General features: G+C 40.8%; 21 protein-coding genes and 1 pseudogene. 3 read left to right on the top strand and 19 right to left on the bottom strand.

All coding sequences use genetic code 11. From position 1 onward, the window contains the following. Positions 1 to 14 precede the first annotated feature (14 nt). The 10 genes and pseudogenes from DW059_RS04835 to DW059_RS04790 form a co-directional block, all read right to left on the bottom strand. Positions 15 to 787 (bottom strand): annotated as a pseudogene (locus DW059_RS04835) (ZIP family metal transporter). A gap of 94 nt (positions 788 to 881) precedes the next feature. After that, complete coding sequence (locus DW059_RS04830; protein WP_117697999.1) at positions 882 to 1,754, bottom strand: GNAT family N-acetyltransferase; 873 nt, start codon at positions 1,752 to 1,754, stop codon at positions 882 to 884. 1 nt (position 1,755) lies between these two features. Beyond that, positions 1,756 to 2,643, bottom strand: a complete 888-nt coding sequence (locus DW059_RS04825) for a DUF2156 domain-containing protein (protein ID WP_117697998.1) — start codon at positions 2,641 to 2,643, stop codon at positions 1,756 to 1,758. Positions 2,644 to 2,806: 163 nt separating this feature from the next. Continuing rightward, positions 2,807 to 3,649: an Rpn family recombination-promoting nuclease/putative transposase gene (locus tag DW059_RS04820; RefSeq protein ID WP_158552025.1), complete on the bottom strand. Its 843-nt coding sequence runs from the start codon at positions 3,647 to 3,649 to the stop codon at positions 2,807 to 2,809. 368 nt (positions 3,650 to 4,017) lie between these two features. Further along, positions 4,018 to 4,764: a helix-turn-helix domain-containing protein gene (locus tag DW059_RS04815; RefSeq protein WP_117697996.1), complete on the bottom strand. Its 747-nt coding sequence runs from the start codon at positions 4,762 to 4,764 to the stop codon at positions 4,018 to 4,020. Between the two features lie 122 nt (positions 4,765 to 4,886). Then, on the bottom strand, positions 4,887 to 5,396 hold the full coding sequence (locus DW059_RS04810; RefSeq protein ID WP_022243700.1) for a QueT transporter family protein: 510 nt from the start codon (positions 5,394 to 5,396) through the stop codon (positions 4,887 to 4,889). Positions 5,397 to 5,627: 231 nt separating this feature from the next. Beyond that, positions 5,628 to 6,530, bottom strand: a complete 903-nt coding sequence (locus tag DW059_RS04805) for a carbohydrate ABC transporter permease (RefSeq protein WP_242986114.1) — start codon at positions 6,528 to 6,530, stop codon at positions 5,628 to 5,630. Next, on the bottom strand, positions 6,530 to 7,489 hold the full coding sequence (locus DW059_RS04800) for a carbohydrate ABC transporter permease (protein ID WP_117697995.1): 960 nt from the start codon (positions 7,487 to 7,489) through the stop codon (positions 6,530 to 6,532). Before DW059_RS04800 ends, DW059_RS04805 begins: the two co-directional genes overlap by 1 nt. 127 nt (positions 7,490 to 7,616) lie before the next feature. Then, on the bottom strand, positions 7,617 to 9,050 hold the full coding sequence (locus tag DW059_RS04795) for a hypothetical protein (RefSeq protein ID WP_147326025.1): 1,434 nt from the start codon (positions 9,048 to 9,050) through the stop codon (positions 7,617 to 7,619). 16 nt (positions 9,051 to 9,066) lie between these two features. Then, positions 9,067 to 10,107 (bottom strand): LacI family DNA-binding transcriptional regulator, encoded by a 1,041-nt coding sequence (locus DW059_RS04790; protein WP_117697993.1) that lies wholly within the window; start codon positions 10,105 to 10,107, stop codon positions 9,067 to 9,069. Positions 10,108 to 10,491: 384 nt separating this feature from the next. Here DW059_RS04790 and DW059_RS04785 point away from each other — a divergent pair, with 384 nt between their 5' ends. Then, entirely contained in the window at positions 10,492 to 12,936 is a 2,445-nt protein-coding gene (locus DW059_RS04785; protein ID WP_117697992.1) for a GH36-type glycosyl hydrolase domain-containing protein, read from the top strand. Between the two features lie 125 nt (positions 12,937 to 13,061). On the opposite strand, the gene asnS is transcribed toward DW059_RS04785, so the two are convergent. Both asnS and tig read right to left on the bottom strand, forming a co-directional pair. Continuing rightward, complete coding sequence (gene asnS / locus DW059_RS04780) at positions 13,062 to 14,453, bottom strand: asparagine--tRNA ligase (protein ID WP_117697991.1); 1,392 nt, start codon at positions 14,451 to 14,453, stop codon at positions 13,062 to 13,064. 39 nt (positions 14,454 to 14,492) lie between these two features. After that, positions 14,493 to 15,686 (bottom strand): trigger factor, encoded by a 1,194-nt coding sequence (gene tig, locus DW059_RS04775; RefSeq protein WP_158552022.1) that lies wholly within the window; start codon positions 15,684 to 15,686, stop codon positions 14,493 to 14,495. 224 nt (positions 15,687 to 15,910) lie between these two features. On the opposite strand from tig, the gene DW059_RS04770 reads away from it, so the two are divergent. After that, the gene (locus tag DW059_RS04770; protein WP_117698024.1) at positions 15,911 to 16,321 is read left to right on the top strand and encodes a hypothetical protein; all 411 of its coding nucleotides are present in this window, start codon (positions 15,911 to 15,913) and stop codon (positions 16,319 to 16,321) included. A gap of 47 nt (positions 16,322 to 16,368) precedes the next feature. Here the strand turns inward: DW059_RS04770 and DW059_RS04765 are convergent, their stop codons facing one another. The 7 genes from DW059_RS04765 to ispE form a co-directional block, all read right to left on the bottom strand. Next, positions 16,369 to 16,815, bottom strand: a complete 447-nt coding sequence (locus tag DW059_RS04765; protein ID WP_022243709.1) for a DUF1934 domain-containing protein — start codon at positions 16,813 to 16,815, stop codon at positions 16,369 to 16,371. Between the two features lie 40 nt (positions 16,816 to 16,855). Beyond that, the gene (spoIIR, locus tag DW059_RS04760; RefSeq protein ID WP_158561838.1) at positions 16,856 to 17,497 is read right to left on the bottom strand and encodes a stage II sporulation protein R; all 642 of its coding nucleotides are present in this window, start codon (positions 17,495 to 17,497) and stop codon (positions 16,856 to 16,858) included. 582 nt (positions 17,498 to 18,079) lie between these two features. Then, positions 18,080 to 19,219: a Ger(x)C family spore germination protein gene (locus DW059_RS04755; protein WP_158552019.1), complete on the bottom strand. Its 1,140-nt coding sequence runs from the start codon at positions 19,217 to 19,219 to the stop codon at positions 18,080 to 18,082. 55 nt (positions 19,220 to 19,274) lie between these two features. After that, positions 19,275 to 20,471: a GerAB/ArcD/ProY family transporter gene (locus DW059_RS04750; protein ID WP_117697988.1), complete on the bottom strand. Its 1,197-nt coding sequence runs from the start codon at positions 20,469 to 20,471 to the stop codon at positions 19,275 to 19,277. Between the two features lie 2 nt (positions 20,472 to 20,473). Further along, complete coding sequence (locus DW059_RS04745) at positions 20,474 to 22,048, bottom strand: spore germination protein (RefSeq protein ID WP_117697987.1); 1,575 nt, start codon at positions 22,046 to 22,048, stop codon at positions 20,474 to 20,476. 162 nt (positions 22,049 to 22,210) lie between these two features. Continuing rightward, on the bottom strand, positions 22,211 to 22,894 hold the full coding sequence (locus tag DW059_RS04740) for a GntR family transcriptional regulator (RefSeq protein WP_117697986.1): 684 nt from the start codon (positions 22,892 to 22,894) through the stop codon (positions 22,211 to 22,213). A gap of 38 nt (positions 22,895 to 22,932) precedes the next feature. Further along, positions 22,933 to 23,802: a 4-(cytidine 5'-diphospho)-2-C-methyl-D-erythritol kinase gene (ispE, locus tag DW059_RS04735; RefSeq protein ID WP_117697985.1), complete on the bottom strand. Its 870-nt coding sequence runs from the start codon at positions 23,800 to 23,802 to the stop codon at positions 22,933 to 22,935. A 166-nt stretch (positions 23,803 to 23,968) separates the two neighbouring features. On the opposite strand from ispE, the gene DW059_RS04730 reads away from it, so the two are divergent. Beyond that, complete coding sequence (locus DW059_RS04730; RefSeq protein ID WP_117697984.1) at positions 23,969 to 24,553, top strand: hypothetical protein; 585 nt, start codon at positions 23,969 to 23,971, stop codon at positions 24,551 to 24,553. Positions 24,554 to 24,562: the final 9 nt, after the last annotated feature.

Genomic DNA, 24,562 nt, shown 5'->3' with positions numbered 1-24,562 from the left:
TTATCCGGGATTTTCTATCCCAGTGCCACATCCAGTATCATCATCAGCAGAAATCCTACTGAAAACCATATGGTTGCAATATTCGAATGGCTGCCTGTGGATGCCTCCGGCAGCAATTCCTCGATTACCACATAAATCATGGCGCCTGCTGCAAACGATAACAGATACGGCAGAATCGGAATCACTATGGATGCTGCTGCAATGGTTATAATTGCAGCTATCGGCTCTACAATGCCAGACAATGCACCGTAAAGAAATGCTTTTCCTTTTCCGGTTCCTTCACTGCGAAGTGGCAAGGATATAATTGCTCCCTCCGGAAAATTCTGAATGGCAATACCGATTGCCAGGCAAGTGCTCCTGTCAAAGTAATATTTCCGCTGCCCATCAGAAATCCTGCAAATACTACACCCACTGCCATCCCTTCCGGAATATTATGTAAGGTAACTGCTAGTACCAGCATGGTTGTTTTTTTTAGGTGTGCTTTAATTCCCTCCGGCTCATCACTGTTTAAATGTAAATGCGGAATAATCCTATCCAAAATCAGCAAAAATGCAATTCCAAGGGCAAATCCAACTGCTGCCGGAATAAATGACAACCTTCCCATTTCTTCTGACATTTCCAAAGACGGAATCAATAGCGACCATACCGACGCTGCCACCATGACTCCGGATGCAAATCCCAGCAGGGATTTCTGCACCAGCGGCTTCAACTCCCCAGTCATAAACAGCACACAGGCCGCCCCTAAAAATGTTCCTACAAACGGAATCCAGATATATATTCCAATCATATAACACCTCCTTTCACACTTGCTATTCTAAAGCAGCATTTCATTATCTTCTTATAAAATTCTTCTCTCATATAGAATTTATCTCATAAAGTTTCTACTCCAGCGTAAGATTCAAGTACCCATTCTTTACCTCATCACAGCCGGTTATCATGCCAAAATCTTTTTTCTGATAGCCCTGTTCTTTTTTATCATTTCCGACTCGTTCTTCTCTTTCAACTGCCGCCAGAGATTTTCTGACTCTGACCGGAACTTTTATCCGAAGACGCTTTAATACCGCCAGCAAATCCTGCTCTGATAAAGTTGTTTCCAATACTTCGATTGCATTTTCCTCTTCCCGGAATAATAAAAGCTCCTCTCTGCCATGGTGCTGCACTTTATAAGCATAACCATCTGCATAGTCATTTTCCAGCAACGCATAAGTGATTGCATCCTTATCCCAGCGGATATAACCATTTCCCATAAAATAAGCATCCCGAAGCTGCACATACTCATCCGGTGTCACTGTAAGCAGCCAGTATTCCTGCTTCCCTTTTTCTTCCCCTTTTGCTTCTGCAATTTCATCCGGAAGAATGGTTCGCTCTGCTACGCAAAATGCCATACGGAATCCCAGCTTCTCATAATAGTATATGAGGCTTTCGCTGGCTGGTTCTAAGACAATCGGTGTCAGGAAATGCTGTTTTCCTTTTTCTAACAGCATTTTTGCATAGCCCCTGTCCCGGTATTCCGGCAGGGTTGCTACTGCATAAGCATAATGTACCGGTATCTCGCCTTCCCCGGTCACAAGATACGCCTTAAGAAATGTTGTCATTGCCACAGGCTTCTTATCTTCCATACACACCAGCATATTTTCTTCCGTAAACCGGTGCGTGAAATAGAATTCCATATAGTCCTCTTCATCCCCGAAGCCCCGATGCCAAATCTCTTTTATCTGTGGAATCATCTCTTTTGTTGCAAACCGTATTTCCATCTTAAATCTCCCGTGCAGTATAATTTTTCAGCAAAATATCAGGATAATAGGATAATTTTGCCTTTCGCAGTCCTTCATCCCCGGCATCATCTTCTCGGTTTACATAACTATACTCCTGACAATTATGCATTACAAACTGCTGATTAATCATTGGATAAGCACCCTGTATTTCCGGAAATGCTTTTTCAAAATGCACGACATAAGTATCGGAATTTAATCGTTCTCCTATGGTAAATGCTACGATTTCTCCAGCCTTACGCAATATGCCACCTTCTAAATGCAACTCATCAAAATATTTCATTGCCTGATTCAGGGCACACTGCTCATCACTCATATCCTCATTCCACTTGCAGGCTCTCCGGTCGCACCACTTAAGATTCATATCATAGCATTCCTGCTTATTTTCCGCTGTCATTGGCTCATAACTCCAATCCTCGTCATCTTTAAATCTTGCAATGTGATTTCGTTTGCCATGAAGCTTCTTTCCTGCCAGACTGGTCAGCTTATCCACTGTATAAATATAATCAAAGCTGTCCCTGTTTTCTTCGATCTGAAAAATACCGGAAAAATACGTTTCTAAAAACTCCCGGTCTGCCTCCTCAATACTTTCAATATAGAGCTTGCTGTTATCTTCTTTTGCATGTGTAAGGAGCTGCATAATTGCTGCCTTCTTATCTCCGGCTCCAATTGGGAATGCATAACAGTCTTCCCCTTCTGCATCGAATTTTATCACGCAGCAGCCGCAGACTTCTGCCACTTCCACTTTATATATCACAGACCAGATAAAGTTATTTGCAAAGCTATATTCGCAGCCCTGTCTGTTATCTTCCCTGAGCTTTTCACTCATCCAGTCTCTGTCATCTATGGTTATTGGTCTAAATTCTATCATATCATCTTCCTCATTCTCTTTTCTTCCCCCATATTATACCCCAGATTGTCAACTCCTGCCCTGCATCACATAAGATATGCAGGGCAACACAAAATCGCTACTGCCACACTCCATATAGTTTATGGCAATAGCGAGCTTCTCCGATATCATATTTATTTCATATCTATAACTTCTTCACACCCTTTAATAATGCTTCCGCCTCATCCTCTGGCAGAGCAAAAATGTCCATCAGGCTGTTCTTTATTTCACCTGCCGGTACGTTCTTTGTCCGCATCTTTTCAATATACTGGTTTAGTATTTCCCTCTTTCCAGTTACAATTCCCTCTGCTTTTCCTTCTTCCCTTGCTTCTTCTCTATCTTCAATCCAGTCCGACTGTCTCTGCATATATTCTTTCCTCCATTTCTGGTTATCACGAACCCGTTGAACCTCCCTGTCCAACCGGTGGACGAAATCTGTTTCTATTGTTTTCTCAGACAGGTATTCCAAAAATGCTTTCATCTCTGCACTGACATCATCCTGCCATCCCATTGTACTCAAAAATATTTTTCCCGCTTCGTCTCCCAATGCCAGGTTCAAATCCTGTATACAACGGTTTTCAAAAGAATAAATATGTCTGCCTTCATCAAAAGGATCAAATGTACAGATAAATATCACATAACTTTTATTCAGGCTTTGATACTCAATACCCTTATCCGTCTCATCAATATCTATTATTCCCTGATAATAACGGCTTCTTTTCGGAAGATGCTTTTTCTTTCCTGTCTGCATCTCGATATCATAGATTGTATGATTCTCATCTGCTGCATAAACATCCATACGCACACTTTTTGCATTTGCCGCCACGTCCAGAGTCTTCTGCTCTTCCAGATATACAATGTCTGCAATTGGAAACCCCATAATCAATTCCAGCAATTCCTTACAAAGCATTTTATTCTGCATTACCTTTGCAAACATAAAATCATCCGAAAGCTCCAGTTCCTCATAACTTTTCCATTTTCTTTCCATATACACTACTTCTCCTTTCATTATAGTAAAAGAATGCCTGATTGACAACCCGAACACAGTCTTTTACTATTTCATCCTTTTGCTTCTTGTACCTGTTTCTTGGATTTTTCTGGCGAAATGCCACTGAAACGGGAAATATCCCCATTTAAATTCTGATAGAAAACATACGATATGTTTCTGACACTGCTATCTTAACGGCTGATTCCGGATAAGTCAATATAACATTCCTTTATTTCAGAGAAATTTTATAAATGTATCTTTTCAATTTATTAGTGCAATTACAAGAACCATACTCTGCGATTTTCTTACTACTCAAGTCAAAAAAGAAGACCCTTTATCTTTCAAACAAAAAGGTCTTCTCCTGCACATTATTCTTTTTCTTTAATCATTTTAAACATCTGGACACGGTTTCTGATGCCCAGCTTCCGATAGATATTTAAGATATGCTTCTTTAATGTATTTACGCTTATGGACAATTCTTCACAGATGGTATGATTATCCTTTCCCTGCATCAGAAGCTGCAGTATCGTATGCTCCCGCTTTGTCAGTTCATATTTCTCTGTTACTTCTGTTATCGTTAGTTTCTCTGCCCTTTCATCCTTTTGCTGTCCGTCCTTATATAACCGGAATGCCAGATGGTCTTTCAACATGTCCAGAATAAAAATGTCATCATACTGGAAATTATCTTTTCCGATTGTCCGGTAAAAAGTGACAACGCCTAAAAATTCTTTATTTCTTCCCAATATCATCTGGATTGCATAATGCCAGTTATTTGGCCGGTACACCTTCTGATAATATTCTGTCTGTACCCTTTTTTCATCCGATATCATATCTGTTTCCCGGTACACCAGACTCTTTCCGCTATATACAATTCCGCGATTCGAATTCATTTCATCATACATCGGGGATTCATCATCACAATTATAAGTGACCGGTCTTACCAGATGCCTGCTCTCCTGGCTGTCTGCGAGAAAAAAATCTGCACTGTCAAAATCCAGCACCATCTTCATCTGCTCTAAAAACTGCTCCCGCATAATATCTGCATCTTCCGTCGTATAAATCTTATAAATAATACTATTTAAAATCATCCAGTCATTTGTCTCTAATGTTTTCAATCAATCACCCTCTTTAAGTATTTTTCAGATGTAAAAAGAGGGCATATTCTTTCGAATATACCCTCTTTGGTCTAAAACCATTATATTTTATGGCATTTTAAATTGCAAGTATTATTTTATTTTTATTCATGAAAGATTACATTGCGGTACTTATTCAGTACCCGGAGTAATACACTGCCTAAAATCACACAAGTGATAACTTCTCCGATTCCGACAGTAAGTGCATTAAATGGAATCGACCAGTCAACGCCTTTATATTCTGTAATAAAGCCATAACCATAGCGTAATACAAAAGGTACAATCACCATATTTGCAATAACCGGCGGCCATGTACATGCGAATTTATGCTTTCTTAATGCATAAGTTCCAAACGCTCCAATCAAAGTTGCAATGCTTCCGCACACAACATCCACCGGAATCCCGCCTGTCAGCATATTTGCCAGAAAACATCCCAGCCATAATCCCGGAATTGCTGCAGTCGTAAATACTGGCAGAATACATAATGCTTCTGAAATACGCACCTGAATCGTACCGGATGCCAGTCCTGCAATACTGCTAAGATAAGTCAGTGCCACATAGATTGCTGCAATTAACGCAGCCTGCACAATAAATAATACTTTTTTGTTTCTCATATTCTTTTGTCTCCTCTAGTTTTGTTTTACGAGTGGAAGGTCTCGAACACTCGGTTTCTTCTTCCCCTAAGACCTTGGTTTTACGGGGTACTTGCAACGTTTGAAAGTGTATCACAGAACTTGTCTAATTGCAAGCGATTGTATGCACACAAAGAGAGGCTGCTGTAGCAGCCTCTCTTCGCGCTTAATTATATTTTGTATGAGGAAATGGAAAAAAGAATTATCTTTGTTTTAGCCCTTTACACCACCAAGTGCTACACCTGCTACAATATACTTTGAAAGGATAAGGTAAGCAATAATTAATGGAAGTACCGTTACGGTAAGGCCTACATATACAACACCGTAATCTACACGGAACTGATCAGATGTCAGCATCTGTACAAACAATGGAAGTGTTTTCTTCTCATCAGTTGTTAACATGATGGTTGGGGTAAAGAGGTTATTCCACTGTGCAATAAACTGGAAGATTGCCTGTGTTGCTACTGCCGGTTTCATAATCGGCATGATAATGGTATTGAAAATCCGGAATTCTCTTGCTCCGTCAATTCGTGCAGCTTCAATCATTTCAATGGATAAGGTACTTTCCATATACTGTTTCATGAAGAATACAACTGCCGGTGCTGCGATACAAGGAATAATCAATGGGATATAAGTATCTACCAGATTCAGTTTTAACATAAAACGGTAGAAACCAATGATTGTAATCTGGTTCGGCACCATCATGATTGCCATGATGAACGCCCATGCAAACTTCTTTGCTTTGAAGTTATATACATGAATTCCATAAGCTGTCATACAGGAACAATATACTGCAAGGAAGGTACCTGGTACTGTGATACATAAGGAGTTAATCATTGCTCTTCCTAATGTTAATCTCATACCATTCTGCTTCTGAAGAAGCATGTTCCAGTTCTCCATCAGGTGGGAGGAAGGAATCAAGGATACACCTGCCTGAATATCTCCAGAAGTTCTGGTCGCATTCATAACCATTAAAAGGAATGGCAGTAAACTAAGGAGACAGAAGAGGATACAAATCAAACCTCGGATTGCTCTTTTTGTATGTAATACTTTCGAATAACTTTTCTGTTTTGGCTGGGATGTCTGTCCGCTCATTGCCATATCAAAACTTGCCATTATCGATTCCCTCCTTTCTTATGTTTCTTCTCGCTCCGATCCGTCATCGTTCCGAAGAAGATAAGACTAATAATCAAGGTCAGAATAAACAGGAATACAGATACTGCTGCTGCCTTACCTACATCACTCTGATATAATCTCATGATGTACATTGCCATTGTTGTGGATGAATCATCCGGCTGTCCGATAAGTCCTGACTTACTGACATTGAATAATGCCGGGATATCGTACATCTGTAAACCACCGATTGCGGAAGTAATCAATACGTATAACATAATCGGTTTTAATAATGGAAGTGTTAAATAACGGAATTTCTTCCATCCGGTTGCTCCATCGATATCAGCCGCTTCATAAAGACTTGGGTCAATTCCCAAAACTCCTGATATCAGCAACAGGGTTGTATTTCCATACCACATCCAGAAGAGGATAAATGATATTAATCCCCGCGTTCCGCCGACGCTTGTCATAAAGTTAAATTTCTGTGAAATGATTCCCATATCACGTAAAGTCTGTGTAATTGGTCCATACTGGGAAAACATTGCATTGAATAAAACAGATACAGACGCTGCTGTGATAATACTAGGTAAGTAAATAATAATTTTGTATGCGCCCTGAGCTTTTAATTTTACAATGTTATCAGTCAGCCATACTGCCAGTAACAATGAAACTAAAATCTGTGGAATAAAGTTACATACCCACATTGTCAGTGTATTTTTCAAATAAATCAATGCATATCCTTTTTCACCGGCTGTCAGTCCGAGAATATTTTTGAAATTGTCTAATCCGCAAAATTCAATAAATTCTCTACCGTTTCTCTTATAGTAGCTTAATGTACTATAGTAAAATGTATTAAATAACGGCCATAACTGAAACAGACAATATGCAATGAAGAATGGGGCGATAAAGAAGTATCCATATCTGCCATATTCAATATGTTTACGTTTTTTCTTTTTGTCCATCTTTGCCAACTCCTCTCAATCCATCTTCCATTTCCCTATATTTTAAAATAACTCTCCAATAGTTTTGTTTATAAATGCTGCCCTTCCCATGCCGGAAAGGGCAGCATAGTTATTGTTCTTTTACTGATTATTCAGCTTTTAAGTATGAATAGGAGTCATGTACTGCGGATTTGAAATCTGCGATTGCAGTATCTTTATCCTTGTTTCCTGCTGCATACTCTTTCACCTGAGTAGACCAAGCAGAGTTGATGTTCTGATCTTCTGCTGTTGCATTCTTAGCACTGATGGAATCAGCCATTGGTAAGTAGAATGCCATGATATCCTGACCAGCTGCTTCATATAAGTAGTCACATGTTGCGCCTGCTTCAGAAATCTTCTTAACAGCTTCTTTGTTGTTTACGAAATCACTGTTCTTTGCATTGATAGATACCATGAAGTCTGTGTCACAGGTAAATGCTTTGATAATTGTTCCAGCCATTTCTTTGTCTGCACAGTTAGCTGTTGCTGCAAGTCCTGTACCACCCCAGTAGAACTGTTCCGGAGCATTTACAAGGATTGTGTTACCTTTCCAGGTATCTTTTAAGCTCCAGTATGTGAACCATGGGCATCCACAGTAAGCAACTGCTGCATTAGATGTCTCGCCGTCACCTTCCATGTTTGCATACCAGTCTGTTGACCACTGGTCTGTTTCATAGGTTAATCCTTCGTCTACCATTGTCTTAGCAAGTTCCATATACTGTGTCATGTTATCATCAACAGAAATAACATCGTCATCGCCATACCAGCCGGTTGCTCTTGAGTTAGAAAGTACACGGAAGCACTCATCATAACCGGAGAACAGTTTACATTTTCCATTAGATGCATCATTTACTTTTCTTGCTGCATCAAGAACACCATCCCATGTAGAGAACATTGTGCTTAATTCATTTACATCAGTTGTTCCAAGATATTTCTCACAAAGGTCTGCTCTTAACTGGAAACATCCAGGAGTAGCCTGCCAGAATAATGCTTTTACATTGTTTGCATCAGAAGAATCTTCGCCGGATACAGTTCCAAGATCCAGATTGTACTGATACTGATTTGCATAATCATCTGCTGTAATTCCACAGTCACCAACTGAGGTCAGCCAGTCACTGTTTACATATTTCAAAACGTAGTCAACCTCAAGTCCCATCAGGTCTGGATACAATTCATTATCAGGATCATCTAAGATTTCATCAATCTTTGTCTGATAATAATCAGATCCACCTGCATTTACGAATACGATACGTTTTGCAAGGTCTGGGTACTGCTCTGCAAACGGTCCATCCAAAATGTTCTTGATGTCATCGTTCCAGCCCCATACTACGAATGCATCATCTGCACTTGGATCACCGGTGATGGTGTTCTCTACTTCTGTAGAATCAGAACCACTGTCTGTGTCCGTATCTGCATCTGCTGTTCCTTCTGTGTTGGATGCATCATTGTTCGCATCCTTTGTGTCATCCCCTGATCCACATCCAGCTACCATAGCTGCTACCATGGATACGCATAATAAAGTACTGATAAGTTTCTTTTTCATTGAGTTCTCCTCCTTCTCATTTTTCATCCTCCTCGGATGTTGTTTCAGGCAGCTCTCCTACCGACTGGCCGGTAATCAATGTGCCCTCTATAACGACTCTCTCTATGAGAGTAGTTCTCGGTTTCTCGATGGCATCAATCAGACGCCGTGCTGCTTCTCTTCCTATTTCTTCTGTATCCTGACGAATCGTTGTGATTCTCGGATGAGATAACTGGGAAATTCTTGTTCCGTCATATCCTGCAATGGAAACATCTTCCGGGATATGCATCCCACGTTCCATAATCACGTTTTTCCCTCCGATTAAAGAGGTGTCATCCGGATAAAGAATACAGGTTGGCGGGTCATCCATATCAAGTAAAATTTCTGTCTGCTCCGCCGCTCCCTTTGTTTCCAGATAAGCAGCTTCCCGAATGTAATCTTCATTTACCTTAATATGAAGTTCTTCCATCGTCCGGTAAAAGCTTGTAAGTCTTTCTCTTGTTACATTCGAGTTTTTCTGTCCATGTATGTAAGCAATTTTTCGGTGACCCTTCTTATATATATACTTCAGCAGCTCTTCCATTCCTTTTACATTATTGGAACAAACTGCTGTGCAATTGTAATGTGTATAATCAATGGTCACTACCGGGAATGCACTGTTCATTAATTCAAGCACTCCCTGGCTGGCAAAATCAGCACACACGATAACGATTCCTTCAAAGTTCCGGTATCTGCAATGTTCAAAAAATGAGGTTTTCTTTACTCCGTAACTGTTGTTGATAAATGTCACGTCATATCCCATCTTCTCAACCTGCACCTTAATTCCATTTAACACACCTGAAAAATATTCATGTGTCAGGCCACTTCCTGCTTCTTCCTGAAACAGGACTCCTACGTTGTAGGAACGGTTGGTCTTTAATGCTCTGGCAGCTGCATTTGGAAAATACCCCATCCGCTCTGCTGTCTCTCTTACTCTTGCTTTTGTTTCTTCTCCAATATCATGTTGTCCATTCAGTGCTTTGCTAACTGTTGCAGTTGATACACCACATTCTTTCGCAATGTCTTTTAAAGATACCATCTTTTGCACCTCACTGTTTTGAGTTGCTTTTCTTAATCGTTTTCGTAGCTTTATCATAACATATTCAGTGTGAAATGCAACTATTTTTTGTATATTTGTAACAGTTATCCAGTTTTAAGTCGTCAGTTTTGTGCATTTTTTACTAATCTTGTTTTCTTTCTTCTATATTAAGTCGATTTTTTTCTTTCTCTTTACTTAATCGTTATCACTCGGTGTTTTCGATTCATATGACAAAAAGCTGTCATTTTCGCTCTTTTCTCCTAAAATGCATACTTTCTTCAATATTTCTGTTGCTTTTTCCTGATTCTTATATTATACTCAACCTAAAGAAATACCTCTCTTAATCGTTTTCGGACTTATTGTATTTAAGGAGGTTATTTAATTATGAAATTTGGACATTTCGATGATGCAGCGAAAGAATATGTCATCACTTCCCCAAAGACTCCACTTCCATGGATCAACTATTTAGGATGTGAAGATTTCTTTTCACTGGTTTCTAACACCTGCGGAGGATACAGTTTCTATAAAGATGCCAAGCTCCTTCGTCTTACAAGATATCGTTACAACAATATTCCTTATGACAGCAATGGACATTATTACTATATCAAAGATGGTGACACCATCTGGAATCCGGGATGGATGCCAGCCAAGACTGAATTAGATTCCTATCAGTGCCGGCATGGATTAGGCTACTCTGTTTTTGAGGGAAGCAAAAATCAGTTATCCGCAGAGCTGACCATGTTTGTTCCTATGGGAAATACCTGTGAGATTAACAAACTGACACTGACCAACCACGGCAGCGAACACAAAGAAATTTCCGTATTCTCTTATGTAGAATTCTGTCTGTGGAATGCCATGGATGATATGACAAACTTCCAGCGTAACTTCAGTACTGGTGAAGTGGAAATTCACGGCTCTGCCCTTTATCATAAGACAGAATACCGCGAACGCCGTAATCATTATGCGGTATATGCTGTAAATACCCAGCTTGCCGGATTCGATACCGACCGTGAATCTTTCCTTGGTGCTTATGGCGAAAATTCCGCGCCGGAAGTTGTCATAAACGGAACCTCTAAGAACTCTGTAGCAAGCGGCTGGTCTCCGATTGGTTCCCACCATATCAAGGTTTCTCTTGCACCGGGCGAATCAAAATCCTTTGTTTTTGTACTGGGTTATGTAGAGAATCCGGTTGCCGAGAAATGGGATGGTCCTGCTGAAAACGGATGCATCAACAGAAAACCGGCAGAAGAATTATTAAAACGTTTTGATACCACAGAAAAAGCTGACGCTGCTTTAGCAGAATTAAAAGAATACTGGAATAACCTTTTAAACCACTTTACCGTATCTTCTTCCGAAGAGAAGTTAGACCGTATGGTAAACATCTGGCATCAATATCAGTGTATGGTTACCTTTAATATGTCACGTTCCGCTTCCTATTTCGAATCCGGAATTGGACGAGGCATGGGCTTCCGTGATTCCTGTCAGGATCTTTTAGGATTTGTTCATCTGATTCCGGACCGTGCAAGACAGCGTATTTTAGATATCGCATCTACCCAGTTTGAGGATGGAAGTGCTTACCATCAGTATCAGCCACTTACCAAAAAAGGAAATGCTGATATCGGAAGCGGATTCAATGATGACCCGTTATGGCTCATTGCCGGTACTGCTGCTTATATCAAGGAGACCGGAGATTACTCCATTTTAGATGAAATCACTCCTTATGATAATGACGAAAGCAAAGCAACCGATTTTATGGAACATTTAAGACGTTCCTTCAACTATACCAGAACACACTTAGGACCACATGGACTTCCTCTGATTGGACGTGCTGACTGGAATGACTGTCTGAACTTAAACTGCTTCTCAGAAGAGCCGGGTGAATCTTTCCAGACCTTCGGACCATCTGAGGGACCAAATGCAGAGTCTGTATTTATCGCAGGCATGTTTGTAAAATATGGTAAAGATTATGTAGAAATCTGCAAACACAGAGGTCTGGAAGAAGAAGCCAAAGAAGCGGAAGAAGCAATTGCTTCCATGGAAAAAACCGTTCTCGATGCCGGCTGGGATGGCGAATGGTTCTTAAGAGCTTACGACCACTACAAACAGAAAATCGGTTCCAAAGAATGTGACGATGGTAAAATCTTTATCGAGCCGCAGGGATTCTGTGTTATGGCAGAAATCGGACTGAAAGAAGGCAATTGTCTTCAGGCAATGCAGTCTGTTGAAAAATACTTAGATACCAAATACGGTATTGTACTGCTGCAGCCACCTTATCACAAATACCATGTAGAGCTCGGTGAAATTTCTTCCTATCCACCTGGATACAAAGAAAATGCAGGTATCTTCTGTCACAACAATCCATGGATTTCCATTGCAGAAACAGTCGTTGGACGTGGCGACCGTGCATGGCAGGTATACACCAGAACCTGTCCTGCTTATATCGAAGATATCAGCGAAATCCACCGCACTGAGCCATATGTGTACTCTCAGATGATTGCCGGAAAAGATGCGCCAAACTTCGGTGAAGCAAAGAACAGCTGGCTTACCGGTACTGCTGCATGGACTTTCCTTGATGTATCCCAGTATATCTTAGGTATCCGTCCGGATTATGATGGTCTTGTAATTGACCCATGTATTCCATCTACTTTATCCGGTTTTACCGCAAAACGTGATTTCCGTGGTGTAACTTATCACATTCAGGTAAAGAATCCAAATGGCGTACAGAAAGGTGTCAAGGTTCTTACTGTGGATGGTGTTATTGCTGATGGCAATATGATTCCATTTGATCCGTCTAAGAAAGAAGTTACTGTTGAAGTAATTATGGGTTAAGCAAAATACCTCCCTTTATTTATCTTATATAAAATCAATCCATGATTCAAAAGAAGGGCGTATGAAAAAACGAAAGTTTTTTCATACGCCCTTCTTCTATATACTTCTTTTATAACCTGCTGCTCTTACAATTCACAGGTATTAACGGTTCTTGGGAACGGAATGACATCACGGATGTTTGCCATACCGGTAAGATACATGACGCATCTTTCAAATCCAAGTCCGAAGCCTGCATGTCTTGCAGAACCATATTTACGTAAATCAAGATAGAAGCTGTAATCTTCCTCTTTTAATCCAAGTTCATGGATTCTTTCTAATAATTTATCGTAGTCATCCTCTCTCTGGCTTCCTCCGATAATTTCTCCGATTCCTGGCACCAGACAGTCAACTGCTGCAACTGTCTTGCCATCCTCATTGAGTTTCATATAGAAGGCTTTGATTTCCTTTGGATAATCTGTTACAAATACCGGTCTCTTGAAAACCTGCTCGGTTAAGAAACGCTCATGCTCGGTCTGAAGGTCACAGCCCCAGGATACCTTATAATCAAATTTATCATTATTCTTCTCCAGAAGTTCAATGGCTTCTGTATAAGTCACTCTTGCGAAATCGGAATGTAATACATTATTCAGCCGTTCAATCAGTCCCTTGTCTACGAAGGAATTAAAGAACTGCATTTCTTCCGGTGCATGTTCCATAACATAGGAAATAATATATTTCAGCATACTCTCTGCCAGTACCATGTCATCTTCCAGATCTGCAAATGCAATTTCCGGCTCAATCATCCAGAACTCTGCAGCATGTCTTGTAGTATTGGAATTCTCTGCCCTGAAGGTTGGTCCAAAGGTATAAATATTTTTGAACGCCAGTGCAAAGGTCTCTCCGTTTAACTGTCCACTTACGGTAAGATTGGTTGGTTTTCCAAAGAAATCCTGTGTATAATCAATGCTTCCGTCTTCCTTGTGTGGAATGTTATTTAAGTCCATGGTAGTAACCTGGAACATTTCTCCCGCACCCTCACAGTCACTTCCGGTAATCAGCGGAGTGTGTACATAGACAAAGTCCCTCTCCTGGAAGAACTTATGAATTGCATATGCAATCAGGGAACGTACACGGAATACTGCCTCAAAGGTATTGGTACGTGGTCTTAAATGTGAAATAGTTCTTAAATATTCGAAGCTGTGACGTTTCTTCTGTAACGGATAATCCGGTGCAGATGCGCCTTCAATTACGATTTCCTCTGCCTGAATTTCAAATGGCTGTTTTGCTTCCGGTGTAGCTTCCAGCACTCCGGTAACAACAATAGCTGCACCAACATTAATTTTGGTAAGCTCCTGAAAATTCTCCAGTCCGTCTGCATATACTACCTGCAGTGGTTCAAAGAAAGTTCCGTCATTTACTACGATAAATCCGAAGTTTTTAGAATTACGGTTACTTCTTACCCAGCCTCCGACGGTAATCTTCTTACCTACATAATCTTCCTGATGGTGAAATAAATCTCTGATGTCAACAAGTTCCATTTTTCTATCCCCCTTAGATAAAAAATTTTCTAATCCTTTTTAGTTTTCTGTATTTAATTCAGTATCTGTAACATTTTCTGTTCCTGCCTCATCTTCAACAGTTGCACTGTCAACTACTTTCTGAAGTGCCAGATTGCATACATATACTTTCTTTAAATATTCTTTTCCGCTGTCTGCGCTCAATCCATATGATTTGTATAATGTGGATTCATCGCTGTAGCTGTAATTGCTCATAAGATTTCCAACGTAGCTGTCAAAGCCATCCTGGTCAAACTCAATGCCTTCCTTTTCTGCAATTGCCTCTAAAATCATCTGTGTCTTAAGATCTGATGTCACTTCGTCAGTTACATTGCTTACAAATTCATCATAATCCTGATTTGCTGTATTTTCCACATAATCCTTAAGGCTGCTTCCATCGCTGCAGTAATAGGATTCATACTGTGCCATTACCTCTTCCATACGGGCATCCAGAAGTCCATCCGGAAGTTCCTTTACGGTACATACCTCTCCTAACTTGTCCATTACTGCAGAACGGATTGCAGATTTCTTGGAGGATTCCTTAGAAGATTCCAGATAATTGCGTGCATCTGCCTTCATCTCATCTACCGTATCATAGCCAAGGCTGGCCTTAGCATTGACATATGCCACATATTCATCTGTCATATTGTCATAAGTAATATCCTGCTTCTCAACAATTTTATTGATGGTTACATTAAACACAACCGCCTGTCCTGCCAGGTCTGTATTTTTATAGCTTTCCGGGAATGTAAGATTCAAGGTTACTTTATCCCCTACTTTTGCACCGATCAGTCCTTCTTCGAAGCCGTCAATAAACGTATTGCTTCCAATCTCTAAGACCGTATCTGTTGCAGTTCCACCGCTGAATGCCACGCCATCTTTTAATCCTTCATAATCGATATTTACAGCATCTCCATCCTCTACCACTGTTTTATCCGTATCTGCATAGTATGGATAGTTGGTAATTACGCTATTCTCAATAAAAGTCTTCACATCATCATCACTTACGGAATAATCGTCTGTCAAAGCTACTGACAATCCCATATAATCGCCCAGTTCCACATAATCAAGCGGGTCAAAATCAATTGCCGCACTGGATACCACTTCTGTGCTCTCTGTATTCTCTACCGATTCACTTTTCTTGTCTTTTCCACAGCCAGTTACTGAAAATGCCAGTGTCAGGCATAACAATACTGCTACTATTTTCTTCTTCATGTTTATTTCCCTTCTGTCTTTCATTCAAAGGCTGGATTTTTCCAGTCAGTCATACTTTCTAAAGATACCACATTTTCACCGAAAATAAAAGCATTTCATAGAATTTTTCGCATTTGCAGGTTGTCAATCCTGCCAATCAATGATACAATCATATTTGGATTTTACTTAAGGAGGTTTTCATCGTGCCAAAATTTGCGATTGTATTATTAACAATACTGATTATTATGATTATTGCCCTGATTGTTCTTTATTTTGTGGGCAAACGAGCTCAGAAAAAGAAAGAAGAACAGGATGCCCAGATTGCAGCAGCAGCACAGACCATTTCCATGCTGATTATCGATAAGAAGAAGATGCGGCTTAAAGATTCCGGTCTTCCGGCAAATGTCATTGCCCAGACCCCGAAAATGCTCCGCCGTTCCAAACTTCCAATCGTCAAAGCAAAGGTTGGTCCAAAGGTTATGACTTTAATCTGTGACGGACAGATTTTTGATTCTGTTCCGGTTAAGAAGGAAGTAAAAGCTACTGTCAGCGGGCTTTACATTACTGCAGTAAAAGGAATGCGTGGTCCTATTGAAGCGCCTGCCAAAAAGAAAAAAGGCTTTATGGCAAAGTTAAAAGAAAAAGCTGGTAAATAAAATAACTTGAGCTGGGTTTTCACCCAGCTCTATTTTTATACATCCAGCTACGCAAGACTGAATCCGCCTTTTTCTTTTGATGCAATCTTCATCTTAATGGTACAGTCCGCCAGATGCTCATAGTTTACCTCCAATGCATAATCTATCTGCACATCAATACAATGTTCTGTCTCTTCCACTTTAATATCCTTTGCATCAATTCCAACCAGAAGATTTCCAAATGGCGTTCCATAATAAGACATATTTTTCCGGTTCTTTTCAAAGACCATGTGTACATTGGAAACTCCTTTTTTTGTAATATCAATACAGTTTTCCTGCATCTTGATTATATTCTTTGTGCTTCCTTCAAAACCTTCATTTACTTCTTCATACAGCACATAATGTTTTCCGTTTTTCTGGTAATAATCCCCTACTGTAATCACTTCAACCGGCTCTGCTTCTCCTTCTGCCGGCATCTGTAATCCGCTGATTGATACAATTACATCTTTTGTCATCTAATCCGCTCCTTCTATAGAAATCCAGGTCAGTATAGCACTATTTATCCCAGAAATCCAGCCATTTCCATGAAATCTTATAATTCTTCTCTTCCATCAGAGACTGATATTCCGTCTCACTCAAGGTATCCTTCAATACCTTTTCTGATTTACCATCCACAACCTCATAGACACTTCCTTCAAAGCACATATTCGGATACATGACACACCACCAGTTATGTCCCATGCCTGCTCCGATAATCACTTCCAGTGCCTGATAAGTTCCCGCCGGGAACGTATAACTGCCATAGGTCTTTACCGGGAACTCCACGGAAGATAATTTCACCTCTACCGGATAATCATAGCCCTCCTGCCGGATGACTTCTTTTGCAATATGTATAATTTCCGGGAAGTGTTCTCTTGCAATCCGGCTGCTTTCTTCGGCTGTCTTAGCATCCTGCAAAAGTTCTCCCATTTCTTTTCCAACAGCATCCCGCACCTTAAGCTTCAGTGCCTGATCTGCTTCCCCATCACTGTTTGCCCTGACATGGAAACGCAGAATCTTTTCTGCAATGTCCTCCTGCATTCTTCGCCCCTCATAAGCCTTTTTCGCACTGCCTGCCGTAAATACCAACAGTAATAACAGCATGCCATAGAACAACGCCCTTTTTAAATACAATTTTTTTCGGTTATATTCTTTCATGGTAAAACTCCTTTTCATGTTTCTGATTTCTTATTTCTTCTTTTCCTTGCTACACTTTCTTTCGCCATACTATTCTGACTTTCTATCTGGAATATAACCGAAAAATTTTCTTTATACATTTTGATAACTTTTTGGGGGAGAAAATTTTATGTAGAAATGGGGTGGGGTTGTAAATTTTTCTTGGTGGGATGCGGCTGAGCTTGTAACTTTTCTTTTTGGGGACACGGTTGAGTTTGCGACTTTTCTCTCAAAAGTCGCTGGTGAAGTTGATTTGGGTATAATTTAAGAAAAATGACTCTTTTTTGCCAATCTCCTCTGCTGTTATCTCCGAAGTTCTCTCGGTTTGGGTAAGATTCTAGAAAAATGAAGTCTTTTTACCCAATCAGAAGCAAATAACAAAGACTATGCTTCCTTCTGCAACTCATTTTGGGCAAAAAGTAATGTAATCTTTCTGTTTTTGCCCAATCTAAGTCAAATTAATAAATTAACTTAAGAAATAATAGGCTGCCGTCAGCATCACCAGAACCAGACATCTTACAAAGATGTTGCCAATGTTACCAGTGTAACCGGGTGTCCAGCATCCTACGGAGATGTCACCAGCGTGACATCCCAATGATATTCCACTGTCAGGTTTTTCCGGTAACTGCTCCAATCCTTCTGATATTGCAAATAAATATCTCTTGCATATGCCCCTAATTTATAATAACTGTTTGTTCCATCTGCATTCTGATTCTGTTGCAATTTTTCTGTCATGGCATCCATCTTTTCTTCCAAAGTCTGCTCTATTTCTGCTTCCACTTCCAGCAGTGCATTTTCATCCTGACTGTCTGTATGAAGGTCTTCCAATTTTTCATCCCTGTGCTTTGTTTTCTGCAGCAGTTCCCTGTTGCCCTGATACTTTCCATCCGCCTTTATTGTAACGGTTTCCGTCACCTGGCCATTCTGCTCCGTAAAAGCATAGCTGCAGCATAAATTACTAAGTGTTACACTTTCTGCATCTTCAAGTGAAATGCTGTAGCTTTTCATCTTCTGCTCTGAGAGCAAAGCCAGTTCTCCCGTTTCCCGGTCCACTTTGCCTGCTGCCGTCCTGCCCTGCATCAGATAATATTTTTCCAGTATCATTTTATCTTCTGCACAGTTAATATAGGGAATCCACAGATTTTCGTTCTCATTTTCCCATATCCGGAACAGGCTGCCCAGGGTAACTGCCTCACTGTCCTTAAAACGTTCATCCGAGGCAATTCTTTCATTCAGATAAGTTCCTACCGGCTCTTTTAAAACTGTATCCATCTCCATCACCTGATCCGGTTCATCCTCCGTAACAAAAAGCAGCGTATTCCTCGAAAAAAGATTTTCCTCTTCCAGATACCCAAGAAATGCCCCCAGCTGCTTTTCATTCTCTAACAGCGACCTGTTTAGAATCAATGCCTTTAAATGGTTATAATCCATCTCTCCAGGATTTTCCCCATCTGCATGTAAAAACAGCTCCATGCAGTCTTTTCCTTCCGCCAGAAGTACCGATGTATTCTCTTTTTCGCTTTTCTCATCTGCCACATCCTTAAGCTGCTCAAAACCAAATGCCATCTGATAGTTCTCCTTTGTCAAAGTCAACGCTGCTGCCAATGGAAAATTCCGTTCTTCCAACTCTGTATTCCCACAGCCGCCAAGGCATAAGACTGCCAAAAATATCATGGAAACAATTGTCACGATTCTATTTTTCATACTGCTGCTCCTTTCCACCATTTTTTCCGCTATCCTTTTTCACTATCCCTTTTCACTATCCCTTTTCCCGGCATTTCCTTATCTCTCCAATGCACAGCGGAAAAATTACCGTCAACGGAAGAAATGCAATTGCCTGAATCCATATAAATATTATTTTCCACTCCGGTAACCGGTAAAAAAGCAATGTGACTGCAAATGTAAGAACCATTACAATTAGTATTATCAATTTTTCTATACTTTTCGCATCGGCTTTTCCCTGAATCGCTTCATTTTTCCCATCCGCTTTTTGGTGCCCTTCCTTTTGCCATACAGCTTTCAGCAAATCTGAGGCATAAAACATTCCGGTATTGATAAATGCGTAAATTGTAAAGAACCAGATTGCTACCATAAAGGCATCCTGCCGTTCGAAGAAACCGCCTGGCAGTTTTATCATGCTCATTAATGTAATTGCCGGATATTTCATTTTCGGCAGCATGCCACTGCCAAAGATGCCAAGCGTAATCAGATAGATTGCAGCATTAAAAATCACTGTAACACAAAGGCTTTTCCGGCATGTCCGTCCTACACGGACATTTTCTGCAAGATAGGGCTGTAAAAACAAAACAAATGCCATTGTGCCATACAGGAGCACGACTGCCGCTGTCCCTTTCACAAAGTTTCCCCAGGAATGTACCATTACCGGAGTCCAGTAAATCGTATTGACATCCTTTGTTGCCAGAAGCAACATTAAAATAAGTGGAAGAAATACAAACCAGAACAGGATTTCATACACCCGGGCACGCCCTTCGATGCCCTGCCAGATTCCATAGCCACATAAAAGCATTAGTAAAACTGCTGCCAGCACAAATGAACTGTCCTTTAACAATTCACTCACCATCAGGTCACTTAAAAGAAATAAGCCATAGCCCGCCAGCAGAATTCCCTCGACTGTATAGACTACCAATACAAAAATGCGAATAAAACCATTTCCTTGCTTCTTTAAAATCTCCGGATAACTTTTCCCGATATTACTGATATTGCTGGTATTACTGCCATTTCTGGTATTACTGTTTTTCCGCTTTTCCTGTAGCAGCTCTGGAAGAAAGGTAAATAGATACACCGGCACTGCTCCCAGCAATATAGCAAATACGCCGTCTGTCCCAAGCATTTTTCCTAACAGTCCGGGAAGCAGCAACGTACTGATTCCGCACATATCAAAAATCAGGAGCCTCGCCATCTGCCTCTCTGATATTTTCTGATTTTCTGAAAACATAATTACTTTTTCCTCCTAAGCCGCAGACGATTGTGGCATCTCGCAAAAACCGGTCTGTGCCGCAGTTGATATAATGGCAGACGCAGCAGACTGTCCCGCTCATCCTGATAATCCGTTACATCTGCCCCTACAAAGGGCATCAGATATGGAATGCCAAAACTCTTAAGATGTGACAGATGAATGAGTACCGCAAGCAAAGCCATCAAAAAGCCGAAAAAGCCCAGCCACGCACACATGGCAATAAAGAAAAATTTCAAGATGCGAAATGCTGTTGCAAATTCTTCATTGGGTACCGCAAAGGAACAAAGTGCTGTAAATGCCACCACAATTACCACGATAGGACTGACCAGATTTGCTTCCACCGCCGCCTGTCCGATAATCAGCCCACCGACAATTCCTATGGTATTCCCCATAGCTCCCGGAAGGCGCACGCCTGCTTCCCGCAACAGTTCAAAGGATAACTCCATCAAAAGTACCTCTACCACCCCGGGAAACGGCACTCCTTGTCTTGCTGCTGCAAAGGATAACAGCAATTTCGTCGGCAGTATCTGTGTATGAAAATTACAGACTGCAAGATACAGTCCCGGTAATGTCATGGCAAAAAAAGAAGCCAGAAAACGTAACATTCTTCCCAATGATGCAATTTCCCAGCGGTTGTAATAGTCATCACTGGTCTGTATGAAGGAGTTATAATCCGTCGGCAGTATCAGTGCAATTGGTGAATTATCCGCAATCAGTACTACCCTTCCCTCTAAAATTGCCATGGCTGCCCGGTCCGGCCGCTGTGTGGTCTGAAACTGCGGAAATGGAGAATACCATTTTTCTTCTGTAAGCTGTTCAATGATTCCACTGTCTAAGACTCCGTCAATTTCAAATCCGTCAAGCCGCTTTTCTACCTCCTCTAAAACTCCGGGATAAATCAAATCCTCCATATACATCAAATCCACATTGGTCTTACTGCGCAGCCCTACCTTTTTCTCTTTTACCTTTACTTTCGGAGAACGAATCCTTTTACGTACCAATGCCGTATTCGCTTTTACGGACTCGGTAAATCCTTCATTAGAGCCCCGGATTACCTTTTCTGAATTTACTTCAGAAATTCCCATAGACGGGTATCCCTTATCCGGAATCTTTAATGCTTTATCATAGCCATCTATAAATAGAATGGTATCTCCGGTCAGAAGACCTGCCGCTGCATCCGAAAAAGTATCAAAGGGCGTAACATCCGATAATCCAAGGGCATTCTGCGACAGCCGCTCATAGACTTCTTTTTCATTATAATGACACAATTCGTTTAAAAGCCTGCCAACGAGAGATTTTTCAAAAATTGCTCCACCACCGGTTATCTCTATGTATGCTGCCATACATGCAATCTGCTGCTTCTGTCCTATCTTCATGGTTCGCATTTTAATATCCGCACACCCGGAAAATATCTTCTGAAAACGTGCAGTATTTTCCTGCAAACTGGTTGTAATTTCATCATTGTATTCTGCATTACGTTCTGTTGTATGTTCTGCGGTATGTCCTGCGATATGCTTTGCAGTGTGCCCTGCGATTTTTTCTTCTTTCTGCTGCATAAATCAACTCCTTGGCATAATTTTTATAGTATCGGATGTCCGCCAACTCTGCATATAAGCATGCGATTTTCCAGTCACCTGTGCATATGCAAAAAGGACAGACCCTGTATGGTCTGTCCTTAGTGTTTCCGTATTTTGTTTTTTTATTCCTGTTTCTTTATGCTATTGGTCTTGTTCCTGCTGACGAATCATATCTTTGACTGCTTCTGCCTGATTCTTCACATGCTCCCGCATGGTTTCTGAAGCACGGGACTTGTCCTTCCTGCGAAGACTCTCTGCGATATCCTTATGTTCCTTTAATAATCTCGGATAAATCGTCTCGTCCTTTAAATATTCTACACGGTAACGATACATCTGCTCCCGCAGATTGTTCAGCATGGATACCAGTTTTGCATTTCCGGTAGCATTATAAATAGCATCATGAAATGCTACATCTGCCTGTGCAATTTCTTTTACATCATCACTTTTTAAAGAATTTTCAAAATTCTGTCTTGCCTGTTCTAATGCACCAAACTGTTCATCTGTAATCTGTTCTGTTGCAAGCTGCACTGCCAGTTCATCTAATGCTGCCCGGATCTGTAACACATCTTCCATGTCCTTTTCTGTCATGCGGGCAACCTCGGCTCCTCTTCTCGGTATGGTTACAGCAAGCCCCTCCTGCTCTAACATCCGGATGGCCTCACGAATCGGAGTCCGGCTGACTCCAAGCTTAGATGCCAGCTGCAGCTCCATCAGTCTTTCACCCGGTTTTAATTCTCCTTTTAATATTGCCTCACGAAGTGTATTAAATACAACATCTCGCAAAGGAAGATATGCATTCATATTTAATTCCAGATTATCTGTCATATATTAACCCTCCAACCCTTTTTATAAAGAGCATGTTGTTATCTTCTATTATTATAAATCTCTGTTACAAAGACCTGCCTTGCGAGCCCGCTCTGGCGTACAATCGCTGCTGCCATTTTTGCCGTTTCCAGTTCATCAAAAAGTCCAAATACTGTCGGACCACTTCCACTCATCATGGCATTCAATGCACCATTTTCCCGCATCAGTTCTTTTATCTTCTCTATCTCCGGATACTTCTTTGCAGTAACCGTTTCTAAAAGATTTCCCATACTACCTGCAATTGCCGGCAAATCCTTTGTGCGGATATTCTGTATTAAGGCATCAATGTCAGGATGCTGTGTATGCTCATCCAACTTCAGATTCTCATAGACATATTTAGTAGATACACTGACCTGCGGTTTGGCAATCACTACCGGACACTTCACCATCGGTGGCAGTGAAGTTAATTTTTCTCCAATGCCTTCTGCCAAAGCTGTACCACGCATGATGCAATACGGTACGTCAGCCCCAATCTGAACGCCCAGTTCCATCAGTTCTTTCCGCTTTATTCCAAGATTGAATAATTCATTGATTCCATAAAGCACGCCTGCGGCATCCGTGCTTCCACCTGCCATCCCGGCAGCAACAGGAATCCGCTTATTCAGCCGGATATCAATGCCTTCTTCAATCTGATATTTTTCTTTCATAAGTCTCGCTGCCCGGTAAGCCAGATTACTTTCATCTACCGGAAGAAATCCAAGATTTGTCTCTAAATGTATGCCAGACTCTATTTTCTTAAGATGAAGCTGGTCATATAAATGAATGGTCTGCATAACCATCTTTACTTCATGATACCCATCTTCTCTCCGACGTAATACGTCCAATCCAAGATTAATTTTTGCCAGCGCTTTTACTGCAAGTTCGTCCATTGTTTTTCTCCTGTATTTTGTATACATGATACAAATTTATGTTATCATTTTTTCTAAAAAAGGTCAATTCTTCCTCTTATATTTTGTCCCATTCTTACCGATAAAATATATGAATAAGACTAAGAATGGATACTTAGTAAGCATTTGACCAAGGAGGGTTAAGATTATGGCAATTAATTCTATTAACAATTATGTATCTGCTGCATCCACTGTTGCCACAGATTCCAAAGTTTCTTCTAAGAAGACCGAATCTTCGAAGAATAACACCTCTACTGGTGTTATCTATGAAAAAGGCTCCAGTGACAAGAGCAGTTCTTCCCAAAAGACACAGAACTCTGCTCTCATTGCAAAAATGAAAGCTGATTCTGACAGCCGTATTTCACAGCTTCGCGGAATTGTAGAACAGATGATGAGCAAACAGGGCGCAGCCATTGGCAAAGCCGATGATATGTGGTCTTTCCTTGCAGGCGGTAACTTCACTGTTTCTGCTGATGTAAAGGCACAGGCACAGGCTGATATTGCAGAAGACGGATACTGGGGTGTAAACCAGACCTCTGACCGTATTTTAGATTTTGCAAAAGCATTATCCGGTAATGATAAGTCCAAGGCCCAGGAATTAGCAGATGCTTTTAAAAAGGGCTTCGATCAGGCTACCAAAGCCTGGGGTGGAAAGCTTCCTGATATTTCCCAGCAGACCTATGATAAAGTATTAGAAAAATTCGATAGCTGGATGAATGGTGAAGACGATTAAATCATTTTT

The sequence above is a fragment of the Roseburia sp. AF42-8 genome, from assembly GCF_003435965.1.
Classification (GTDB): Bacteria; Bacillota; Clostridia; order Lachnospirales; family Lachnospiraceae; genus Roseburia_C; species Roseburia_C amylophila.
The sequence above is the reverse complement of the archived record's forward strand: the minus strand, read 5'-3'. Positions and strand labels throughout refer to the sequence as shown.